Origin of the sequence: Lactiplantibacillus sp. C232, assembly GCF_023806725.1 — a bacterium.
Lineage (GTDB): Bacteria > Bacillota > Bacilli > Lactobacillales > Lactobacillaceae > Lactiplantibacillus > Lactiplantibacillus plantarum.
Genome location: NZ_JAMSKZ010000012.1, coordinates 37,888 through 59,383, shown reverse-complemented (window position 1 = coordinate 59,383; position 21,496 = coordinate 37,888). Strand labels below are relative to the sequence as shown.

The window sequence follows — 21,496 nt, the reverse complement described above, 5'->3', positions numbered from 1 at the left end:
ACATTTATCGTTGACAATTGTAAACGAAGGGATTAATATACACATATAGATTACAAGTGTAAACGATAATGAGAAAGGGACGAATAAAATGATGATTAAAGTATTAGTCTTATTAATTGGTGGGTTAGCAATTGGGTTTATTCTGTGGTGGTTCTTCGGGAAGCATGCTACGACAACGGTCACCGCGAGTGCGGTTGATGATTTACAGCAGGTTGATGTGGAGGTTAAGGGTGGCTATTCGCCAGAACAAATCGTGTTGAAAAAAGGGGTTCCGGCGGTACTTAATTTTACGCGCAAAGATGCATCTGGTTGTCTGGATCACGTGGTGTTCAGTGATTTCGGTATCAATCAGGAATTGCCACAAAATCAAGTTGAAGCAATTACGATTGATACGAGTAAGTCTGGCGAATATCAATGGGCCTGTGGGATGGACATGTTTCATGGAAAATTAATCATTAAATAGTGGGAGGAAAATCAAATGAGCGCACGACAACAAATCAATATTACAGTAGACGGCCATTATGACCCAGCAGAAGTAACGTTACAACAAGGTGTACCGGCCCAATTAACGTTTACGCGCACGAGTACGCAGGGGTGCTTAGAGCAAGTACATTCAACCGACTTGCACTTTACGACTGAGTTACCCCTTGACCAACCGCAAACGGTGACGGTACCAACTGATCGAGCCGGTGAATTTCACTTTAGTTGTGGGATGGACATGGTGAGTGGCAAGGTGGTGATTGCGTGATGAGCACGACGAAACGGTTTTGGATTTCATTAATATTTTCCCTGCCACTACTGGCTAATATGATTTTGATGCCCTTTGGCTGGATGCTTCCGGGTGGTGATTGGACGCAGTTGATTCTGACGACCATCATTATGGCTGTTTCGGCTCGGCCGTTCTTGCAAAGTTCGTGGGCGTCCTTTACTAAGCACCATGCCAATATGGATACTTTGGTGGCGATTGGCACCGCGACGGCTTATTTTTACAGCTTATACGCAATGGCAACGGGGCAAGCAGTCTTCTTTGAAAGTGCCGCACTTGTGACCACTTTCGTTTTGCTCGGCCAAGTCTTTGAAGAACGAATGCGGCACAACGCGTCCAGCGCGGTCGCAAAGCTAGTGGGCTTACAAGCCAAGGAAGCGGAAGTGTTACGCAATCAAGAATTTGTAAAAGTACCGTTGGATCAAGTAGTGGTCGGCGACATTATTCGGGTCAAGCCAGGCGAAAAAATTCCCGTTGATGGTGTAATTACAACTGGCCGCTCAACGGTTGATGAGTCAATGGTGACGGGAGAAAGTATGCCGGTTCAAAAAACGGTGGCGGACGCTGTCATTGGTTCAACGATTAATAGTAATGGGACCTTTCAGTTCAAAGCTAGCAAGGTCGGTGACCAGACAATGCTGGCTCAAATCGTTGAGCTCGTTAAAAAAGCACAAAACAGTCACGCACCGATTCAAAAGCTGACCGATAAAGTTTCTGATATCTTTGTGCCGATTGTGCTAATTATTGCTATCGTTACCTTCTTGACCTGGTATGTTTTCTTGAATGCTAGTCTCGCGAATGCCTTGATTTTTGCGGTCGCTGTGGTCGTGATTGCCTGCCCGTGTGCGCTAGGTTTAGCTACGCCGACCGCACTAATGGTCGGTACCGGCCGTGGTGCCAAGATGGGGATCCTGATTAAAAATGGTGAGGTCTTGGAAGCTGTCAATGACGTTAAAACGGTGATCTTTGATAAGACGGGAACGATTACGGTTGGTCACCCACAAGTGACCGATGTTATCGGCGACGAAGCCCAAGTACTGCGCGTTGCCACTAGCTTAGAGGCGGCTTCGGAACATCCTTTAGCTGCGGCAATATTAAAACGCGGCACGGCCCGTGGTATTCAAGCACCAACCGCCACGAACTTCCAAGCCATCGAGGGTAAAGGTGTGACTGCTCAAGTTGAGGGCCAATTAGCGGTGGTCGGTAATCATAAATTATTAACTGATGAGCCGATTAGTGCTGAATTACAACGCCAAGCCACTGAGCTTCAGGACGCGGCGAAAACGGTCGTGTACGTGGGCTTAAATCACGAAATCATTGGATTGATTGCCATTCAAGACGTCGCCAAATCGACGTCTGAGGTAGCCATTGCGAGTTTGAAAGCACGTGGCTTGAAGACGGTCATGTTAACCGGGGATAACGAACGGGTCGCACAAGCTGTGGCGGATCAAGTCGGTATTGATGAAGTGATTGCTGATGTGCTGCCAGGTGATAAGGCTGATCACGTTCACGCGTTCCAGAAGGCTGGCAAGGTGGCCTTTGTCGGCGATGGTATTAATGACGCCCCCGCGTTGACGGCGGCGGATGTTGGGATTGCCATGGGTTCCGGAACTGATATTGCAATCGATGCTGGTGGCATCGTGCTCGTTAAGAACGATCTGCGTGATGTTGACCGGGCGTTGGCATTGAGTAAGAAGACGTTTAACCGTATCAAACTTAATCTGTTCTGGGCTTTCGTGTACAACGTGCTCGGGATTCCAGTCGCGGCGGGCCTCTTCTTTGCCATTGGGCTGACGCTTAGCCCCGAATTGGCCGGATTAGCAATGGCCTTTAGTTCATTGTCCGTAGTCACGAGTTCGGTATTGCTAAATAAAGCTAAGATCAGTTCGAACGCCCAACCTGCGTAGACGATGAGCAGATAGCGTCGGATGAAATCGGGCTTGTTAAACAAGCAGAAATGTGTGTTAATGGTACAAAATATGCGGGTGTCTAACGCCAGTTCACGTTGTTGAGCTGGCGTTAGACACCCGCTTTTTGAGTCGACAATTTAAGGAAGAAAACTGGCTATAAATTCCTCACAATCAGTAAAAAAAAGAGTATTAGATTTACACTAATTAAGTATCATATCGTTAGTGTAAAATTAGAAGAATGCCCATTTAACGGAGATAAGTGTGGTGTTAAATGCTTTTGTAAGCGTTTGAATCAAATTGTGTATTGTGTAACAATATTAATTGTAAGCGGTTTACATACTATTTGAAACGAGGGTTTGAACATGAAAATTAAAGCAGCAGTGGTTGATAAAGTAAACGATCCATTTGTCATTAAAGATGATATTGAATTAGCTGAAATGAAAGCAACTGATTTACAAATCAAAATGGTTGCGACTGGAATTTGCCATTCTGATGAAGCAATTCGGCGGGGTGATGCGTCGTTAGGTTATCCAGTAATTTTAGGACACGAAGGTTCTGGAATCGTCGAAAAGGTCGGTTCAGAAGTAACTAATTTTGAAGTGGGCGACCATGTTATTCTATCATTTTACGCTGACGGAACATGTGATAACTGTCTGAAAGGCATGCCAACTAAATGTCGGAATTATGCCGACTATAACTTGAGTGGGACTCGTCCCGATGGTTCCGACCATTTCCAAGAAAACGGGCACCATATCAGTGATATGTTCGACCAATCTTCCTTCACGACTCATACGGTAGTTGACCAACGTAATGCGGTTAAAGTACCAAAAGAACTAGATTTACGTCGCTTGGGACCTTTAGGCTGCGGCTATGTCACCGGAAGTGGCACTGTTTTGAACAGTTTACAGCCGCGCCCAGGACAAACAATTGCAGTCTTTGGGACTGGTGCGGTTGGTTTAGCGGCAATGATGGCTGGTAAGATTTCTGGCTGTACCGAAGTGATTGCGGTCGACATTGTTGATTCACGGCTAGAACTCGCCAAAGAATTAGGTGCTACTCACGCCATTAACAGTAAGGAAGAAGATCCAGTTGAAGCAATCAAGAAGTTGACGCATGGTTACGGGGTCGACTTTGCCGTTGATACGACTGGGGTAGAACCAGTTATGGTTTCTGCAATCCACGCACTTGCTCAAGGTGGGACTGCTGCTTTGATTGCCGTTACGGCCAAAAATATCACCATTAGCTCATGGAACGATTTGTGTGTTGATGATAAGAAAGTCATTGGTGTTAACATGGGTGATGCCATCCCTGGCGTTGATATTCCACGGTTAATCGATTTCTATCAACATGGCATGTTCCCATTTGAAAAGACCGAAAAGTTCTATAAGTTTGAGGATATTAATCAAGCTAATGCTGATTCAGGTAGCGGCAAGACCATCAAACCTGTCTTGATCATTGATGAAGATTATCAACCGGGGAAATAGCTGCCGGCTGGGTGCCATCAGTTATGATGAATAACTTCTAAAACAGCGATGTCAAAAGTTGATTTTGACATCGCTGTTTTTTGCGTTAAACACAAGCCGCTTGGACGGCTTGCATAATTTGTGATTAAAATGTGCCGGTTAGGTAGATTCCTGTTCGTCAGCCGGTGCGCGTCCTATTCCGACCTCCGGGGCTGGGTGACAATTGCTGGAACGTAGCCGACGTCGATTTGAGCTAACGCCCAACCCGCGTCATCTCAAATACGAGTCTTATTCTAAGCCGGAAGTACCCCACTTCCGACTAAGAATAATTTGGCTACTGAGCATTGTCACCCAGCCCCTCCGGTCTCAAGAGTGTGAGGGGCCACGAGTTGAAGCCGAGCATTGCCTAGCCAACGGATTAATGCGGTTTTGGCATTAGTCCGTTGGCGTAGCAAGCACAGGCTTTAGTGGCCCCGAACTCGGTACAATTTGTTGTTCGCTATTTGATACTGGAACTTTAAACAAAGCGTTAGGTGTATTAAGCCCTCTGTCAAGAGCTTAAATCTTACTACACCAATTCAGGATTAGTGAGCTATCTCAATATCATTTTCACCCTGACAGTTGATTGACAAAATTATGGTTTATGAAAAACAATGACGAATTCACCAAAAGTTGGGTACGCACATGTCCGCCATTCGAACACTGTCCCGACTGGAAGGCGTTTCGGCCAATGCCCAGTGGTGAAATTTCACTTAGCAAGCGTCCTTGGCTTGGTTAGTGAAAGGCCAGTATTTGAGACGTGGGCTTCGGCTTAAATCTGTGCCCACCACGTTCCGGCAATTGGCAGAAATGCCTGGAGGTCGGTGTAGGACGAACTAACTAAACAAGTTTACGCTGAGTCGAACTTTTTCCCAGCGGTCCATAGCTGGCTGTTTTTGAATTTAAGAACCGGCAAGTTTTAATCACAAATCAGGACAAATTAATTTGCACAATGCGTGTTCTGATAGATATTCTTATCTGTGTTTGTCGGTTTATTGTTGCGGTGTTTATTTTGAATAGCGCGTCCAAACGTGGGGTGCATGGCATTGCCGAGTAACGATTCGAGTTGTAGAGAGGTCCCAATCAAATAATCGGTTCAAGAATTTACTATGAATTCTTGAACCGATTATTTGCTGTGAATGATTTAGTTAACTTTGAATGGGGGATTACTTGGCATCATATGCGGCTTGGAAAATCTTGATGATGTCTTCTTTAGTACCTTTGCGTGGGTTAGAGAAGGCGTTACCGTCTTTAAGCGCATTAGTCGCCATGTGTTCGAAGTCCTCGATCTTGGCGCCAATTTCCTTGATGGAATGCGGAATGCCAACGTCTTCGCTGAGTTGTTTCATCGCTTTGATAGCTAATTCGGCAGCATCACGAGTCGATAAGCCATCAGTGTTTTCGCCCATAATTTTGGCGAGCTCGGCGAAACGTTCGGGGCACGCGATTAGATTATATTCTTCAACGTAGGGTAAGAGCAGCGCGCAGCAGACACCGTGGGGTGCGTCATATTGGCCGCCGAGCTGGTGGGCCATGGCGTGCACGTAACCTAGATTGGCGTTGTTAAAGGCCATGCCGGCTAACATTTCAGCTTCGACCATGTGTGTCCGGGCTTCTAGGTTATGCCCATTGGCGACGGCTTCGCGTAATGATGTTTCGATTAATTTGATGGCCTGGATGCACTGTGAATCGGTAATCGGATTGTGATCGACAGAAACAAAGGGTTCGATAGCCTGGACAAAAGCATCCATGCCAGTTGCGGCCGTGAGTCCCTTAGGAACATCTAGCATGAGAGTGGGATCGTTAAAGGACACGAGTGGCATGTTACGCCATGAAGCAACGACGAACTTATAATGCGTTTCTTCATTCGTAATGACACAGTGACGGGTCAATTCAGAACCAGTCCCAGCGGTAGTGTTGACCGCAATCAGTGGTGGTAGGGCATTCTTGAGTGTTTCGATTCCTGCTAACTTAGTGATATCGTCGCCGTTAGTCATGATGATGCCGGCACCTTTTCCGGTATCGTGGGCAGAACCACCGCCAATAGTAATCAGGGAGTCCGCTTGATTGGCTTGATATAAGGCTTTAACAGCTTGAATGTTATGAATTTTAGGGTTGGGTTCAACTTGATTATAAATTACGTAGTCAATCCCGGCAGCATCCAGTGACCGCCGCACCTGAGCAACGGCGCCGTCTGGCAGACTTTCAAGAAATTTGTCGGTGACGATGACTGGCTTGTGCATACCAAGAGTTTTGGCACGCTCGCCGATTTTACTAATGACACCAGGACCGAAAAAGTTAACGCTAGGCATTAAGAAATCAAAATTACGTTCAGTCATATTAATAACCTCTTTTTATATTGTAATCGCTATCATTACTAATTTACGAATCAAATTATAGTCGTAATAATTACAATTTGCAATACTTTTTGGCTAATTAATTATATTTTTCACAATATCGTTTAGAAAAGGTGCGGCAATCACGGCATACCTGTTGTAACCAAGTGTTAAATGACGGTGAACTATAGTCCTCATGCTATTTTATATTACTGCCTACAAAAAGACGACTAATTACAAAGATTCACAATCTTAGTAATTAGTCGTCTTTTTAGTGTGATCCAATAGAAAAATTGGGTTAGTACCAGTGATGATGTTGCCAGAACCGTTTGGCCTTGACCCAGGAGCCGTAGCGCGAGGCGACGTAGGTATTAGCACGTTTTTCCTGATTGACGGGTGACAAGTTGCCGTGTAAGTATGAGCGCAACAATTGATAGCGACCGTAGCAGCGGCCATTACGAGCCGTATAACTGTATCCAGATTCACGATAGGCGATCCAATTTTTGGCAGCGCGGTTGGCTTTCGAAAGCTTGGCGTTGATCTTGGCAATTTGCTGGGCTTGGCTAAGCTTCTTGGAGGCCTGGGCGGTGATTGTGGTTTGTGGTCCAAGACTAGTAGTCACGTTAACGACGACCCCGAAGACACAACTAGCCAAAACTAATAGCAACATGGTTTTAAAGTTAAATTTTTTCATGATATGTATAACCCCGTTTTATATTTTCCCTAAGCTGATAAGTGTAGAATACGCCAATTATGTGTCAGCTATGTTAAAGAAAAGTTACTATGTTATTAAATGAACGTTTCCGTTATGAAATAGTTGTTGTCAATAACTGTTGCAGCAATTGTTTAGATGAATAATTGCGCTGACTATCACATGAAAAAATCATAATATTGTTAGGAAAACTAAAGCGCTTTATTGCCTTCGTTCGGTAATCTTAAATTGGAATAGCTTTACAAAAGTATTAAAGGAGTAAGTGAGGGAGTGCAATAATGGCAACAAAAGATAATGAAAAGATTACATTGATGGCGCTAGTCATGATGATCTTTACGACCGTTTTCGGATTTGCCAATAGTACGGTGGCCTATTATTTAATGGGTTACAGCTCGATTCTATTTTACCTAGTCGCAGCCGTACTGTTCTTCATCCCGTTCGCGCTAATGATGGCGGAGTTCGGGGCAGCGGTTAAGTCTGATAGTAGCGGGATGTACAAGTGGCTGGAAGTGAGTGTGAATGCGAAATTTGCGTTCGTGGGCACGTTCATGTGGTTTGCGTCGTACATTATTTGGTTAGTCTCAACGTCAGCTAAAGTCTGGATTCCGTTTACGACCATCTTCTTTGGGAGCGATCAAACGCAGCGCTTTGCGATGTTTGGTCTGAATGCGACGCAGATGATTGGGATTTTGTCCTGTCTATGGATGGTGCTAGTGACGTTCGTTTCCATCAAAGGGATGAAAGGCATTGTGCGGGTCACGAGTTTAGGCGGCCTGGCGGTGACCAGTTTGACGGCAATCCTGTTAGTGGTTTCGGGGGTCGTTTTAGCCTTGAATCACGGACAATTCGCACAACCGTTACAACATGTGATGACGTCACCAAATCCAAGTTATCAGCATCCAGTCGGGTTACTCGGGTTTGCCGTTTTCGCCATTTTTGCTTACGGTGGGCTAGAAGTTCTCGGTGGGATGGTTGATAAGACCAAGAACCCCGAAAAGACCTTCCCACGCGGAATTATTATTTCTGCCATCGTCATTACCTTAGGCTATGGCCTGGGAATCTTCTGCTGGGGGATTAGTACGAACTGGCAAGCCGTTTTGTCGAATCCAACGACTAACCTCGGTAATATTAGTTATGTCATGATGCAAAACTTGGGCTATGTTTTAGGGCAAGCGTTTGGTTTGAGTACAGCGGCCGCTAAGACAATGGGACTGTGGTTTGCACGGTACACCGGCTTAGGGATGTTCCTCGCTTACAGTGGGGCCTTCTTCACCTTAACTTATTCACCATTGAAGACGCTTATCTTGGGAACACCTAAGGAACTGTGGCCGAAGAAATTTACGAAGCTCAACAAAGCTGGTATGCCAAGTTATGCCATGATGGTTCAATGTGCCATCGTGATTGTGATCATCTTGGTGGCGTCCTTTGCAACGGCAGACGCGTCAGCCTTTTACAATGTGTTGACCTTGATGGCGAACGTTTCGATGACGTTACCATACCTCTTCTTGCTATACGCGTTTCCGAAGTTTAAGGAAAACCAGAACATTGTTAAGCCTTTTGAAGTGTACAAGTCATTGACTTGGACGAAAATTATTAGTTGGGTCGTGTTCATTGTCGTCTTAGGTGCGAATGTTTTCACGTTGATCCAGCCAATCCTGGAAACTGGGCAGATTCAAAATACGATTTGGATGTTAGTTGGACCAATTGTCTTCGGTGTGGCCGGGATTATTTGGTATCAAGTTCGAGAACGGCATGTCAATTAAATAACCAATTTCAAAATACCATTCGATTGCTGACTGATAAAACAGCATTGAATGGTATTTTTTAAGTGCCTTAATATGGGAAATTTAGTACACTCATTAGCAAAAGCTATCTAGGGGGGAATGGTCATGACATTGGGAACTGCGTTAAAGCAGGCACGCAAAGCCCAGCAACTCAATCAAAAGCAAGCTGCCCGGGGAATTTGTGCACAATCGATGCTGTCAGCAATTGAAAATGATCGCTACGTGCCGAATGCCCGGCTATTACTGGCGCTGTGTCAGCGATTAGGGGTCGCGGTTAGTACGTTGAGCCTAGCCGACGATTTTGAGATCAGTGCCGAGCAAGCGTTTAATGACCGCGTTCGGCAGATGTGCAATGCCCATCAGTATCAGCAATTGAAGGATTGGCTATTACAGCCAACCACTTTGGAACATGTTCAAACGGATGAGCAGACTCAGGCTTACTATTATTATCTGGGTGTCGCCTGTTGGCAGGTTGATCGCACATCGGATGCTGCACAACAAAATTTACGGCTGGCAATTGGTATGGCTGCTCCCAGCTCGCCGCCGACAACGTTGACACGCTTGGCCTTGATTTCGTTAGCCGTCGTTAAGGCGCACCACCATCCTCAAGCCCCAGTCGCGGCCTTAGTCACCCGGGCACTCGCTGACATTGATGCGAGTGCATATGAAGAAAATGCCAACATTGTTTTTTACCTCGCTGGGTTGGTGGCCTATGAACAACATGATTCCCAGTTGGCGGTGGCCCGTTTGACGCAGGGGTTGGCCTTTGCGACTACACACGATTCACACTACATGCTAGCCAATATTTATCAGTTGATGGCGCAACTCGCAATGGCGGCGGGGGAGACTGCCACGGCGCGGGTTGCCAGTCAACGGTCACAAGTTTTCAAAGACCTGTTTAAAGAACAAATTAACGACCGCCTGTAAATTATCAGTATTCTGATTTTATGTTGGCGTCCCCACCGTGTATTTTATAAGCACCAACTAAATACATGTGCACTTGATCTAATGGCCCGTTATTGATTTGGAGTGGTTGGCCGTAATAACGATGACCGGGTTAGGATGAACATTGGGGGTTATAAAATGACAACAGCATTATTTACCAATCAAGTATTAACACAGGCAACTCCAGCAACGGTGCGAGCATTGCTAGCAGATCCGCTGAACTTACCAGCATGGGCGACTGCCATTACCACGGTCAAGCCAACCGCGACGGGGTACGTGTTACAGCGGTCCGATTCGGCTTTTGATCAGCCGGAACAGTTGCAGGTTACAGTCGGCGCTGACCAGGTCGTTTATCACGGTGAGGGTGGCCAATTGGGATATGAAATTGTGTTCACCATGACGCCATTGGCCGAGCGAACTGCGGTCCAGGAAGAAGTCTCCCTTACGACTACACCGCCGAGCTGGCTGCCGTTGCCACTAGTGAAGCCCGTCATGCAACGAGACTTTCAGCGGAAGTTGGGTCAATTGGCAACATTAGCGGAGGAACAGCCGAATGACGATTAATGATGGGATGACGTTAATAAAAGTGTTAGTGACGTGGTGGTCTGTCAGTTGGTTATTACGGGCCACTTTGATCGGCGTTGTTGGAATAATTGCCTATCGTTTTTTGAAGCAGCGTCAATTTAAGTGAGTTAAGACGATGACAGCTTTTATGCCTAATATCTAATCGTAACTATTATTATTTAGTGTGCGTTTAACTATCATCCGAAAACTAATTCCGGTATTCTATGGGTATTCTTTTGAAGGAGGAAATCTCATGAATCAACCAGAATTACGTGACCCACGCTATTTATATAAGACAGATGGCTTTGATAAGCAGGATCAGGAGACACCCGCACTACAAGCTAAGATGCGTCCTGAACCTGATTGTGGTGAGAAGAGTTACCAAGGACATGATAAGTTGTTGAATCGACGCGTTTTGATCACGGGTGGTGATTCGGGAATTGGCCGGGCTACCGCGATTGCTTTTGCGCGGGAAGGTGCTGATGTTGCGATTCAGTACTTGCCGGGAGAGGAGCCGGATGCTGAGGCGGTTGCCGAACTAGTGCGCGCTGCGGGCCGTCAAGCGTTATTATTACCTTGTGATTTCAAGGATGTTGACGTTGTGACCGACCTCGTGGACCGGACAATCGCTGAATTTGGTGGTATCGACACCCTTGTCCTAAATGCGGGACAACAGATTTCACAACCTTCACTGGCTAAGCTGCCGATCGAACAGGTGCGTGCGACCTTCGAAGTGAATATCGTCGCGATGTTTGCGTTAGCTCAGGCGGCCTTGCCAAAGATGCCCGCTGGCAGTAGCATCGTCACCACGACTTCGATTCAAGCCTATGCGCCGAGTGGTCATCTATTAGATTATGCTGCGACTAAGGCGGCCATCAAGAACTTTACGATTAATTTAGCAGCCGAAGCGGCCGAAAAGGGGATTCGGGTCAATGGCGTTGCTCCCGGGCCAATCTGGACGCCCCTACAATTAGATCAAGGCCAGCCAATCGAGGCGCTGCCGAAGTTTGGCCAAGATACCTTGCTTAAACGAGCGGGACAACCCGCAGAACTAGCACCAGTGTACGTCTTTTTAGCTTCTAACGACGCGAGCTATGTGACCGCGCAAATTTATGGCGTGACTGGTGGCGGCGTGATTAATTAGGTGTTCACTGCAAGTTAATTCCTGGTTGGCTTGAATAAATCATAAGTGGCTACCTTGGATGGATGCATTCAAGGTAGCCACTTTAGTGTGTTTAATGATCTGATGAGGCGTTCATTAAGTAGTCCAGCGCTGCCGTTCCCACCGCTTTGGCTGCAATTAGTAAACAGTCTTCATTCATCATAAAATCAGGGCTGTGGTGCGGGTGGGTCTCACCCGGAGCTGTTTGACAGCCGGCATAGATAAAGGTGCTGGGTTTGGCTTGTGCAAAATAGGCGAAGTCCTCCGAGGGGTCTTGGGGGCCGCAGTCGAAAATTTTAGTGATTTCTGGGATTTGAGCGGCTTGAATACTGGTGATGACGCGCTGTGTCAGGGTTGCATCATTCATGAGTACCGGATAATTATCATCGTAATCAAGTGCAACTTGGACACCGAAAGTCGCCCCGACGCCGTTCGCAATTTTAGTAATCTGGTCACGGATGGTCTGGCGCGTGGTTTCGTCCATAATCCGTACATCGCCCTTGAGGGTGACTTGCGCTTTGATCGCATTGAAGGAACCGACGCCGTCGAATGAGCCGATGGTGACACTGCCGGTATCAAATGGGTCAATCCGGCGGGAAACAACGGTTTGTAAGGCGGTCACAAAGTAACTTCCAGCAACGATTGCATCGTTTGAGAGGTGGGGCATCGAGGCGTGCCCACCCTTACCCGTGAAGGTGACCGTAAAGTTAGCCCGCCCGGTCTGCGTCGCATTTAAGTGATAGGCGATCGAGCCCGTCGGCATGGTACTCATCACATGCAGCCCAATGACGTTATCGATGCCGTCTAGGACGCCAGCAGCCAACATCCCCTTAGCACCACCCGGTGATACTTCTTCAGCGGGTTGGTGGATAATGCGGACGCGACCACGTAGCTGATTTTTCAGTCCGAGTAAGGTCTTCGCCAGTACCATGAGATAAGCAGTATGACCATCGTGACCACAGGCGTGCATGACATTGGCGTTTTGCGATTTAAATGATAAGTGGTTGTCTTCTTGAATCGCGAGGCCGTCAAAATCAGCGCGTAATGCTAACTGAGGTCCAGGGTGACCGCTATCGATGTCGACGACGAAGCCGTACCCATCACCATAAGCAGTGGTTGAGACGCCCAGTTCACGATAGAACGCTTTGATGTAAGCTGCGGTTTGTTCTTCATGAAATGAAATCTCGGGGTGGGCGTGTAAGTGGCGACGAATCTTGATCATTTCCGGTTCCGCCGCCGTGAGTTGTTGCATGAGTTGTGCTTGAAGGGTCATTAGAATCTTCCTTTCTGATGCTAGAAGCGAGTATATTATAAATATAGCTGAGAGATGATAGTACTGCACTAATCTTTAGCTTAGCATGAAATGGCGGTTAATAGGTATCAATGTAACTATGGAATTTTCGGACGCTTTTTTAAGTAGTGGATAATAACTAAAAGGAATATTCTGCATTGCTCATGTCCTAGTAAGATATTAGATAGCCGCTCCAAGAATCGTGTCTGCAATTCTTGGAGCGGCTATTTTTTAGTCGATTCAAACATATAGTGTTTCTTAATAACAACGTTGAAGGCGCTTTTGTGAAAGCTTAGAAGTTCGTCACCTGTTTGATATTAACCTTTAAAGGTGGTAATTGAACTGCCTGACTGGTTTTTTTATTCGTAACTCTCTGCGTGACAGTTAAGCCACGGGTGCTATTTTTGATTTTTGCATTTGGAATAAATACTTTTGTAGTCGCACTTGCGTTCTTGATGGTTTTAATTACTTGACCGTTTTGTGCAATATTGATGGTTGCATCTCGAGAACCGATAAGCGTGTAATAGATACCTTTGGTTGTTCGCTCGGCACTAGTGACTTTAACCTTTGGGGTTGCGTATTGTTGGGACGGAATTGTGGCTAGCACCTGTTGCCCTTTCATTAATTTGAAATCTCCGTAGCCCTTAAACTGCTGTGCAAACTTGAATTGTCCTGATTTGACGTTGACGGTTCGAACTTTTTTGCCTTGATAAGTTAGCGTGAGGTGTTCGATTCCAATCGCGCGACCCTTTAGTATCAAGGAGTGTGATTGTGAACTGTAATTAGTTGTGATATTTGTAATCTTAGGTTGTACATGAAGATATTCGGTTACAGTGATGATTTCTCCGGGATTATTTGGAACACTATCAAAAGTGGTAGTCGTGGCATAACGAGCCTTCATACCATTAATATCGCAGGCTTGAATAGTATAGTACCGGTTTGCTGGATTCATTACAGATACACTATCAGTATTATTGTGCCCAATTCCCAGAGCATGACCTAATTCATGCTCTGCAACATTGGTACGTTCTGCTTTGGTATAATTATATTTTTCAAATACCGCTCGGTTGATGCGAACTTTGCTTGAAGTGATTTCGCCAGTAGATTTATTATAGGAAACTGAATTGTAGCCGGCCAGAGTCATGTCAGAACTTCCATCATACGAAGAAACGGTGGTTTTTGCTGTAGCTGCTTTCGTCCACGTAAAACCAGCCTTTTTCCAAGAAGCAGTTGCGTTGTTCCATACATCTTTATAGTAGTCGGAGGATGATAAATCTTGATAGTTTGCCGCTTGTTTATCATATCGATAACCTAACATCGGAGTGGTAGCTTTTGTTGATGCGTTGGCACTTAGAAGTCCAAAACTAGTTGTCAAGGAAATCGTCGCAAGTGTTGAAAAGATTCTTTTTGGAAAGCGCATTGTAAGTTCCCCCTTTTAACGATATTTCTTATAGATGAAATGAATTGAACGGCGGGCAAATATTTGCAATATTAAACGACAGGTAGTATCAATTTTTTCTCGAGATGAAAATTGATGTTTATAAATACAGAAGGCATAATGCGATTTGTATTTATTTAGTACAAGTATTATATCATCTTGGATGTTCCGTGAAAAAAATACTGTATAGTAAATAACTTATACTAATTTTTAAGCGCTTTATATAAATCAATTTGTATCTTTACATAATTTATCAGAGCGGAGGAAAGATATTGCTCCCACACATACTGAATTATTATCATCGTAATCTGTTTTTGCAAAAGATATGATATATTGATTGTCCTGACTGTTAATTTCAGGTACCCTAAACAGGGAGACCACAATTATGAGGAGGAACGATTGATGAAGATTTTGATGCCATATTTTAAGCGGTATCGACTAGACGTCTGGATTGCGATGTTGTCGGTCATCGTCTTAGTGTTTGCGACGTTATGGCAACCGCGATTATTGCAAGTCATTATGGAAGCTATTATCAAGAATGATCAGGCTACGGTATTCCGTGAAGGACTGATGTTGCTTGGCTTGGCCGTACTGGGAATCATTGGTGGGATCGTGAATACGATATACGCAGCCCGGGTGGCCCTTGGTGTGGCGACCGACTTGCGAGCTGACCTATACGCTAAGGTCCAGTCATTAGCCTACGCTGACGTGGAAAAATTTTCACCGTCCAACTTAGTGGTACGAATGACGAACGATATTAATCAAGTCCAACAGATTGTGATGGCTGGCTTTCAGCAGATTACCCGGATTCCATTACTATTCATCGGGGCACTGATTCTCGCTGTGATGACGATGCCTGAGCAGTGGTGGGTCATTGTTGTCATGATGGCGGTAATCTTAGGGGTCGCACTGATTGCGGTGCGGCGAATGACTAAATACTTTGCACAAACGCAACAAGATATTGAAAACGTTAATACGGTTGCCCGCGAAAACTTAATGGGGATTCGGGTTGTTAAATCGTTTGTTCAAGAACCAAACGAGATTAAAAAGTTTTCGGCCGCATCCGATGAATTAACCGCTGTGACCGCTAAAATTGGGTACTGGTTCGCTATTCTAATGCCAGCGTTCTTTTTGACGGCCAACGTGGCGGTCGGGGTCGCCGTTTACTTGGTCGGTCAAACGATTACGACGCACCCGGCCTATTTAGCAGCTATTACGAGTTTTATTTCTTATTTAATGCAGATTTTATTTGCCGTGATCAACGGGGGATTTCTCATGACTTTTGCGTCGCGGGCCGTCATCTCACTTGGTCGAATCGGCGAAGTGATGACTACCGAACCAAGTATGACCTACGTTGATGGCGACGCGGCGCCCGTAGCTGGTGATATTCACTTTGACCACGTAACCTTCACTTATCCGGGAGATGCGCAGCCAACGCTAAAAGATGTGACCTTTACGGTAAAAGCAGGGTCCATGCTGGGAATCGTTGGGGCCACTGGATCTGGTAAGACGACGTTGGCCCAGCTGATTGCGCGCTTGTATGATCCGGATAGTGGGACGGTCTCCATCGGTGGAATTGATGTGCGGGCCTTACCAGAAAAAGCCCTTCGATCCACGGTGGCCTATGTCTTACAACGGTCCACGTTATTTTCTGGCACGATTGCGGGTAACTTACGGCAAGTTAAGCCGGACGCCCAGCCTAGTCACATGCAATGGGCGGCTAATATTGCGCAGTCTGCGGAATTCATTGAACGGTTGCCACAGACGTACGATGCCCCCGTGGAAGAACGGTCACAGAACTTTTCGGGTGGTCAGAAGCAGCGACTAGCGATTACGCGTGGCGTAATTGCCAATCCAGAAATCTTGATTTTAGATGATGCGACTTCGGCACTCGATGCGCGTTCAGAAAAACTTGTTCAAGAAGCTTTGGATCGCGAGTTGAAGTCAACGACGACCGTGGTCATTGCCGAAAAAATTGCTTCAATTATTCGTGCGGATCAAATCTTAGTGTTAGATAATGGTCGCATTTCGGGCCAGGGGACTCACCACGAATTGCTTCAAGATAGTGCGATTTATCGCGCTATTTACCAAACGCAAAAAGCACGGGAGGAGGGCTTACATGAGTGATTTACGCAATGCTGGTAAATATTACTGGCACTATTTAAAACGCTACTGGTTAGGCTTCTTACTAAGTGTGATTCTGATTGCCTTTTCGACTTGGTGCATTGTGGTCGCACCGACTTATCTGGGACGAGCCGTGGAGGAGCTGACGCAGTACTTGCAGCAGTGGACGAATCAAGCGACTCGGGCACAAGCAAGTTTGCAACCGTTCAACCGGACCCTGATCATCTACGTCTTGTTGTATGTCGGTGATGCTAGCACGATTTTTATTGCGAGCTTGATCTTAGCACGCGTGACGGCCTTTTCGACCGGGACAATGCGGGTGGGCCTATTTCGGAAGATGCAACGGATGAAGGTTCAATACTTTGATACGCATAGTGACGGGGATATTCTGGCTCGGTTCACCTCTGACCTAGATAATATTTTTAATGCCATGAATCAAGCCTTGCTAGAAATTTTATTAGCCGTGGCTCAGTTTGTTGGCCTGCTAATTGTGATGTTTAATCAAAATACTACGATGGCGTGGGTGACGATGGCTTCTACGCCGGTTGCATTAATTATCGCGGCGTTTGTCATGCACAAGGCTGGCGTCGCGGTGAACCAACAACAGGATGATATCGGTCAACTGAATGGTTATATCAATGAACAAATTACCGGTCAAAAAGTCTTGATTACCAACGGCTTACAGCAGGACTCCTTGAAAGGCTTTCATCAGTATAATGGTAAGGTTCGCCAGTCAGCGTTGACGGGTCAAATCTGGTCAGGTATTTTGAATCCACTGATGCAAGGGATGTCACTGCTTAACACGGCAATTGTCATCTTCTTTGGCTCATGGTTAGCGCTGAATGGGAGTATGTCGACTGGAGCAGCTTTGGCGCTGGTCGTGGTGTTCGTTAACTACGCCCAACAGTACTACCAGCCAATTATGTCATTGACTAGTTTATATAGTATGATTCAGTTAGCGATTACTGGTGCACGGCGGGTCGATGAAGTCCGTAATCAACCGGATGAAGTGAGCCCCGCTAACGGTCAAGCGCTCGACGGGATTCATGATGAATTACTGATTGATAATGTGCGCTTTAGTTACTTACCAGGTAAAGAAATCTTGCATGGCGTGTCGATCCATGTGCACCGCGGTGAGATGGTGGCACTCGTTGGCCCAACTGGTTCGGGGAAAACGACGGTCATGAATTTGTTGAATCGCTTCTATGATGTTGATAGTGGTGCGATTACGTTTGATGGGGTGAATATTCAAGACTTTGATCTCCAGGTGCTACGGCAAAATGTCGGGATTGTCTTACAGGAACCCCAGTTGTTTACGGGCACGATTGCGGATAATATTCGTTACGGGGACCCAACGGCTAGTATGGATCGGGTCATCGATGCGGCGAAGCAGGCTAATATTCATGACTTTGTGATGAGCCTGCCAGATGGCTATCAGACGCGCGTTTCCGACGAACAGAGTATTTTTTCTGCTGGTCAAAAGCAGTTGATGTCAATTGCCCGGACGATTTTAACAAATCCCAAGTTGCTGATTTTGGATGAAGCGACTTCGAACGTTGATACGGTGACGGAAGCCAATATTCAAGCCGCAATGGACAACGTCATCCAAGGGCGAACCAGCTTTGTCATTGCTCACCGCTTGAAAACAATCCTGAATGCCGATAAAATCGTTGTATTGAAGGATGGTCAAATTATTGAACAGGGGAACCACCATGATTTATTAGCGGCAAACGGCTTCTATGCGGAACTGTATCGTAATCAGATGGTCTTTGAGTAATGAAAGTATAAGGAGTCGGACATGGCAGGGCAAGAGCAACAAGTGCGGGTTTCAATCCCAGTCTCAGCATTAAAACGAGCCGGGATTGATCGCGATGATCAGTTACAGTTAAAGGTGCGCAATGACGCACTAGTCTTAGAGAAGATTAAGCCACGTCAACCACAGTGGCAGCAATACTTGATAATCTGGCCGCTGTTGGTTGCAATCCTATCGGGGTTAGCCAGTTACGGGTACTGGTGGTTTCAAAAAGTGCGACCAGTTCCACTGACAGGTGCGCAATCAATCGGGAGTTTGACGATTGTGGCCGGTGTGGTTACCGGCGCAGTGCTATTTGTCGGCTTTTTCTTAAAAACGCGTAATGATCCAGAAAATCGATTTTCGCGCCATATTTATTGGCGGAACTTTCCAGTTATTACGATTGCGTTTATTATGATCTTAGCCTTTGCGCTGGTCGGGGCTTTCTGGGTATTAGAATTATTATTTCCAGATGTCATCTTCGATCGCTTTACATCTATGTTGCTACTGGTCCTGTTTACGTATTTTGCGGATGCGTTCATGATTAGCGCTGCGTTGACGATAAATGCGCGGTCGTTATCAACGATTTTAACGGTGGTGATTGTCAGTGGCTGTGTTATCTCAATGGCCGCCAATGGTCAACGGCGATGGTGGCAGCATAATTTAAGCTTTTTAGGGACGCATGCCGCTGAAAATGCCTGGCAATTCAACTTGACACTGATTTTTTCGGCGTTATTGATGGTCGTTCTGATTGACTATCTATTTGTTTCACTTAGTCGAATTTATCCGCGTACTTGGCGAACGTCAACCTTGCGGATATTGTTGACGTTGACCGCTGTCGATTTCGGGGCGGTCGGGCTATTTCCTAACAACCTGACGTTTCACTGGTTACATGACTTAGTTGCTGGTGGCTTGGTCACGTTGTTAGTCTTGTTGATTGTGGGGGTGCGGTGGCTATTACCAGCCGTGACGAAAGATTTTCTGTGGCTCTCATACGGCGTTGGCGTGGTGCTATTACTACTCAACTTTGGTTTTCGCTGGTTTGGGTATCCATCGCTGACGGCATTTGAGATTCAAGCCTTTGCGATTTCGTTTGGCTGGTTGCTGATGCTATTTTCACGTCTACAAGCGTTAGTCAATGAAGACCCGGAATTGTTGACGATTAAGTTGGAGCAGGAAAGTACGGCAGGGCAATAAGTGCCACGTTGTTTTGAAACGGTGGCTGAGTATATTAATAATAATTGAATCAGATAAAACTGGCTGCTAGACACGGTTTAAAGTGTCTAGCAGCCAGTTTTATTAATTATGGATGATTGTTGAAGCGGGTTAGGTGTAATTGATTACTTTTAAATGTTCACATTTAGCGATGCTGAGCCATCAATTTGACTTGTGGCAACATGTTATCAGTGCCCGGTTGAGCAATACCAAGGCTGGTATTTTCGTATGCTGTTGGCTCAGCAATAATCTTCATGATTAAATCAGCAATACTAGCGCGTGAAATCATGGTTCCTTTGAAGCGTTCACCTTTGTAAGTCAGTTCATAGTCAATTTTGGTATCGTCGGTCATATAGGCCGCACGAATAATTGTAGCAGGAATATCCGATGATTCAATTATTCTGGCCGCATGTCGCGTATCGTTTTTAGCAGCGTGACCGACTACCTGTTCGACCCAAGCGCCAAATGGATTAGGGGTTTCGTGGTAGAGTCCGGATCCTGTGACCCAAATAAGATGGGGCACATGATTGCGATTCATTGACGTGATAATGGTCTGTGCCAATAATGCCATATTCCCGGCTAGATTTGCATAGACGATATCCTGATTAGGCATAACAGTGTCTAGTAGCTGTGAATCACTGACATCACCTTGAATAACCGTTTCTCGTTCTGGTGAAGTGACTAGTAGGCGCCCTGCATTTCTTAAGACTAGTGTCAACTGGACGTCAGTTTCGGCTAAGAGTCGTTGTTCCACAATCCGCGCAATTCGACCGTTAGCCCCTAAAATTAAAACCTTGGTCATTCTGATCCTCCTCGTATTAGTGAATAGTGTAACCACCGTCAACAGCGACGGCTTGACCAACCATATAACTGGCAGCATCACTGCAAAGAAAGAGTACGACTTGAGCGACTTCTTCTGGTTTAGCTAAACGCCCCATGGGAATTTCGCGGATTAGGTCGTCCATCTCCTGTCGTTCAGTATCATCCATTCGGGCAACCATTGGTGTATCAATGATTCCTGGACACACGGCGTTGATCCGAACATTCCGGTCAGCGTATTCTAAGGCGCTACTCTTTGTCAGGCCTAAGACGCCGTGCTTTGAAGCGTGGTAGGCAGTTCGATCAGCAATACCAACGAGACCACCCATTGAAGAACAGTTTACGATTGCGGCTGGTGTTCCCTGAGCACGCATCTGTCGTAATTCGTACTTCATACTGAGAAACATGCCTTTTAAGTTAGTATCCATGACATGATCATATTCTTCAACCGATAGATCGGCGGTATCGGTGACTGGACTTTGAATCCCAGCATCGTTATAAGCATAGTCGAGGTGCCCAAACTGAGCAACTGCGAATTTCACCATTCCGGCGACGTCTTTAGGATCAGCGACGTTACACTTGAATGAAACGGCTGAGTAGCCATGATCGACTAGCTGTTGGGCTTCGTCTTTAGGTTCATGATGGCCAGCTAAAATGACGTGAGCACCTGCTTTGGCGAATAGAGTGGCAGCACTCAGGCCGATTCCCGTGCGTGCACCTGTAACAATAACGACTTTATCTGTAAAATTGAACATGACTTTCTCTCCTTAATTAATCTTCTTCAAACTGCATTTTAATATTTCTTGATGAACGGAATTGTTTCAAATCGCCAGCATTAATGTGACCAATTTTTTGAAGGTTACTAATCACTTCGCCAGTTTGCTCATAAAAAATCACTAAGCTGTGTCGCGGTGTCCAGTAGGCGATATCACCAACTGCATAGCCAGTAGTGTGTGCCCCGTTAGCAGGGAGTGCCTGCTGAAAACGATACGTCAATTCACGGTTATAAAGGTTGAGCATCGGCAGTGTTAGTGGTAGTTGTGAAAGTAACGCTGCGGTGGTGGCATTTTCTTCCAAATTTGCTGTGAAGTGGCGGTCGTTGGCTGTTATCTTCATTTTCTTCATTATCTAGTACC

19 protein-coding genes are annotated in these 21,496 nt (G+C 45.9%); 12 read left to right on the top strand and 7 right to left on the bottom strand.

The genetic code is table 11. The annotated features are described in order from the left end of the window. Positions 1 to 88: 88 nt before the first annotated feature. From MZO41_RS11825 to MZO41_RS11810, 4 genes are all read left to right on the top strand, one after another. On the top strand, positions 89 to 463 hold the full coding sequence (locus MZO41_RS11825) for a cupredoxin domain-containing protein (RefSeq protein ID WP_003642310.1): 375 nt from the start codon (positions 89 to 91) through the stop codon (positions 461 to 463). Positions 464 to 478: 15 nt separating this feature from the next. Beyond that, a complete protein-coding gene (locus tag MZO41_RS11820; RefSeq protein WP_015380916.1) occupies positions 479 to 748 on the top strand; it encodes a cupredoxin domain-containing protein in 270 nt (89 codons plus the stop codon). Further along, positions 748 to 2,673 (top strand): copper-translocating P-type ATPase, encoded by a 1,926-nt coding sequence (locus MZO41_RS11815; RefSeq protein WP_013355915.1) that lies wholly within the window; start codon positions 748 to 750, stop codon positions 2,671 to 2,673. Before MZO41_RS11820 ends, MZO41_RS11815 begins: the two co-directional genes overlap by 1 nt. 365 nt (positions 2,674 to 3,038) lie before the next feature. Continuing rightward, positions 3,039 to 4,160, top strand: coding sequence for an NAD(P)-dependent alcohol dehydrogenase (locus MZO41_RS11810; RefSeq protein WP_003642307.1), 1,122 nt, complete (start codon positions 3,039 to 3,041; stop codon positions 4,158 to 4,160). Positions 4,161 to 5,344: 1,184 nt separating this feature from the next. Here MZO41_RS11810 and MZO41_RS11805 read toward each other — a convergent pair. Next, positions 5,345 to 6,517 (bottom strand): iron-containing alcohol dehydrogenase, encoded by a 1,173-nt coding sequence (locus MZO41_RS11805; RefSeq protein WP_003644879.1) that lies wholly within the window; start codon positions 6,515 to 6,517, stop codon positions 5,345 to 5,347. Between the two features lie 295 nt (positions 6,518 to 6,812). Beyond that, positions 6,813 to 7,208, bottom strand: a complete 396-nt coding sequence (locus MZO41_RS11800) for an aggregation-promoting factor C-terminal-like domain-containing protein (protein WP_003642303.1) — start codon at positions 7,206 to 7,208, stop codon at positions 6,813 to 6,815. 296 nt (positions 7,209 to 7,504) lie between these two features. Here MZO41_RS11800 and yjeM point away from each other — a divergent pair, with 296 nt between their 5' ends. The 5 genes from yjeM to MZO41_RS11775 all read left to right on the top strand — a co-directional run bounded on the left by yjeM (position 7,505) and on the right by MZO41_RS11775 (position 11,663). Further along, on the top strand, positions 7,505 to 8,989 hold the full coding sequence (gene yjeM, locus MZO41_RS11795) for a glutamate/gamma-aminobutyrate family transporter YjeM (RefSeq protein WP_003642302.1): 1,485 nt from the start codon (positions 7,505 to 7,507) through the stop codon (positions 8,987 to 8,989). A 126-nt stretch (positions 8,990 to 9,115) separates the two neighbouring features. Beyond that, complete coding sequence (locus MZO41_RS11790; RefSeq protein WP_003643380.1) at positions 9,116 to 9,937, top strand: helix-turn-helix domain-containing protein; 822 nt, start codon at positions 9,116 to 9,118, stop codon at positions 9,935 to 9,937. A gap of 156 nt (positions 9,938 to 10,093) precedes the next feature. Then, positions 10,094 to 10,519, top strand: a complete 426-nt coding sequence (locus tag MZO41_RS11785; RefSeq protein ID WP_021356411.1) for an SRPBCC family protein — start codon at positions 10,094 to 10,096, stop codon at positions 10,517 to 10,519. Next, positions 10,509 to 10,646, top strand: coding sequence for a hypothetical protein (locus MZO41_RS11780; RefSeq protein ID WP_003642299.1), 138 nt, complete (start codon positions 10,509 to 10,511; stop codon positions 10,644 to 10,646). The genes MZO41_RS11785 and MZO41_RS11780 overlap by 11 nt, the downstream gene beginning before the upstream one ends. 126 nt (positions 10,647 to 10,772) lie before the next feature. Continuing rightward, on the top strand, positions 10,773 to 11,663 hold the full coding sequence (locus MZO41_RS11775; protein WP_003642298.1) for an SDR family oxidoreductase: 891 nt from the start codon (positions 10,773 to 10,775) through the stop codon (positions 11,661 to 11,663). 91 nt (positions 11,664 to 11,754) lie between these two features. Here MZO41_RS11775 and MZO41_RS11770 read toward each other — a convergent pair whose 3' ends face one another. Next, the gene (locus tag MZO41_RS11770) at positions 11,755 to 12,954 is read right to left on the bottom strand and encodes an amidohydrolase (protein WP_003642297.1); all 1,200 of its coding nucleotides are present in this window, start codon (positions 12,952 to 12,954) and stop codon (positions 11,755 to 11,757) included. Positions 12,955 to 13,264: 310 nt separating this feature from the next. Beyond that, a complete protein-coding gene (locus tag MZO41_RS11765; protein ID WP_003642296.1) occupies positions 13,265 to 14,392 on the bottom strand; it encodes a matrixin family metalloprotease in 1,128 nt (375 codons plus the stop codon). A 420-nt stretch (positions 14,393 to 14,812) separates the two neighbouring features. Here MZO41_RS11765 and MZO41_RS11760 point away from each other — a divergent pair, with 420 nt between their 5' ends. The 3 genes from MZO41_RS11760 to MZO41_RS11750 are packed head-to-tail and all read left to right on the top strand — an operon-like array spanning position 14,813 to position 19,523. Further along, a complete protein-coding gene (locus MZO41_RS11760; RefSeq protein ID WP_011102016.1) occupies positions 14,813 to 16,537 on the top strand; it encodes an ABC transporter ATP-binding protein in 1,725 nt (574 codons plus the stop codon). Continuing rightward, positions 16,530 to 18,311 carry an ABC transporter ATP-binding protein gene (locus MZO41_RS11755; RefSeq protein ID WP_003642294.1) on the top strand — a complete coding sequence of 594 codons (1,782 nt, stop codon included), beginning with the start codon at positions 16,530 to 16,532 and terminating at the stop codon, positions 18,309 to 18,311. Before MZO41_RS11760 ends, MZO41_RS11755 begins: the two co-directional genes overlap by 8 nt. A 21-nt stretch (positions 18,312 to 18,332) precedes the next feature. Then, positions 18,333 to 19,523, top strand: a complete 1,191-nt coding sequence (locus MZO41_RS11750) for an AbrB/MazE/SpoVT family DNA-binding domain-containing protein (protein ID WP_003642293.1) — start codon at positions 18,333 to 18,335, stop codon at positions 19,521 to 19,523. 163 nt (positions 19,524 to 19,686) lie between these two features. Here the strand turns inward: MZO41_RS11750 and MZO41_RS11745 are convergent, their stop codons facing one another. The 3 genes from MZO41_RS11745 to MZO41_RS11735 are packed head-to-tail and all read right to left on the bottom strand — an operon-like array spanning position 19,687 to position 21,485. Next, positions 19,687 to 20,343, bottom strand: a complete 657-nt coding sequence (locus MZO41_RS11745) for an NAD(P)H-binding protein (RefSeq protein WP_003642292.1) — start codon at positions 20,341 to 20,343, stop codon at positions 19,687 to 19,689. Positions 20,344 to 20,359: 16 nt separating this feature from the next. Further along, complete coding sequence (locus MZO41_RS11740) at positions 20,360 to 21,115, bottom strand: SDR family NAD(P)-dependent oxidoreductase (protein ID WP_003643376.1); 756 nt, start codon at positions 21,113 to 21,115, stop codon at positions 20,360 to 20,362. A 16-nt stretch (positions 21,116 to 21,131) separates the two neighbouring features. Then, a complete protein-coding gene (locus MZO41_RS11735) occupies positions 21,132 to 21,485 on the bottom strand; it encodes a cyclophilin-like fold protein (RefSeq protein WP_003643375.1) in 354 nt (117 codons plus the stop codon). Positions 21,486 to 21,496 lie beyond the last annotated feature (11 nt).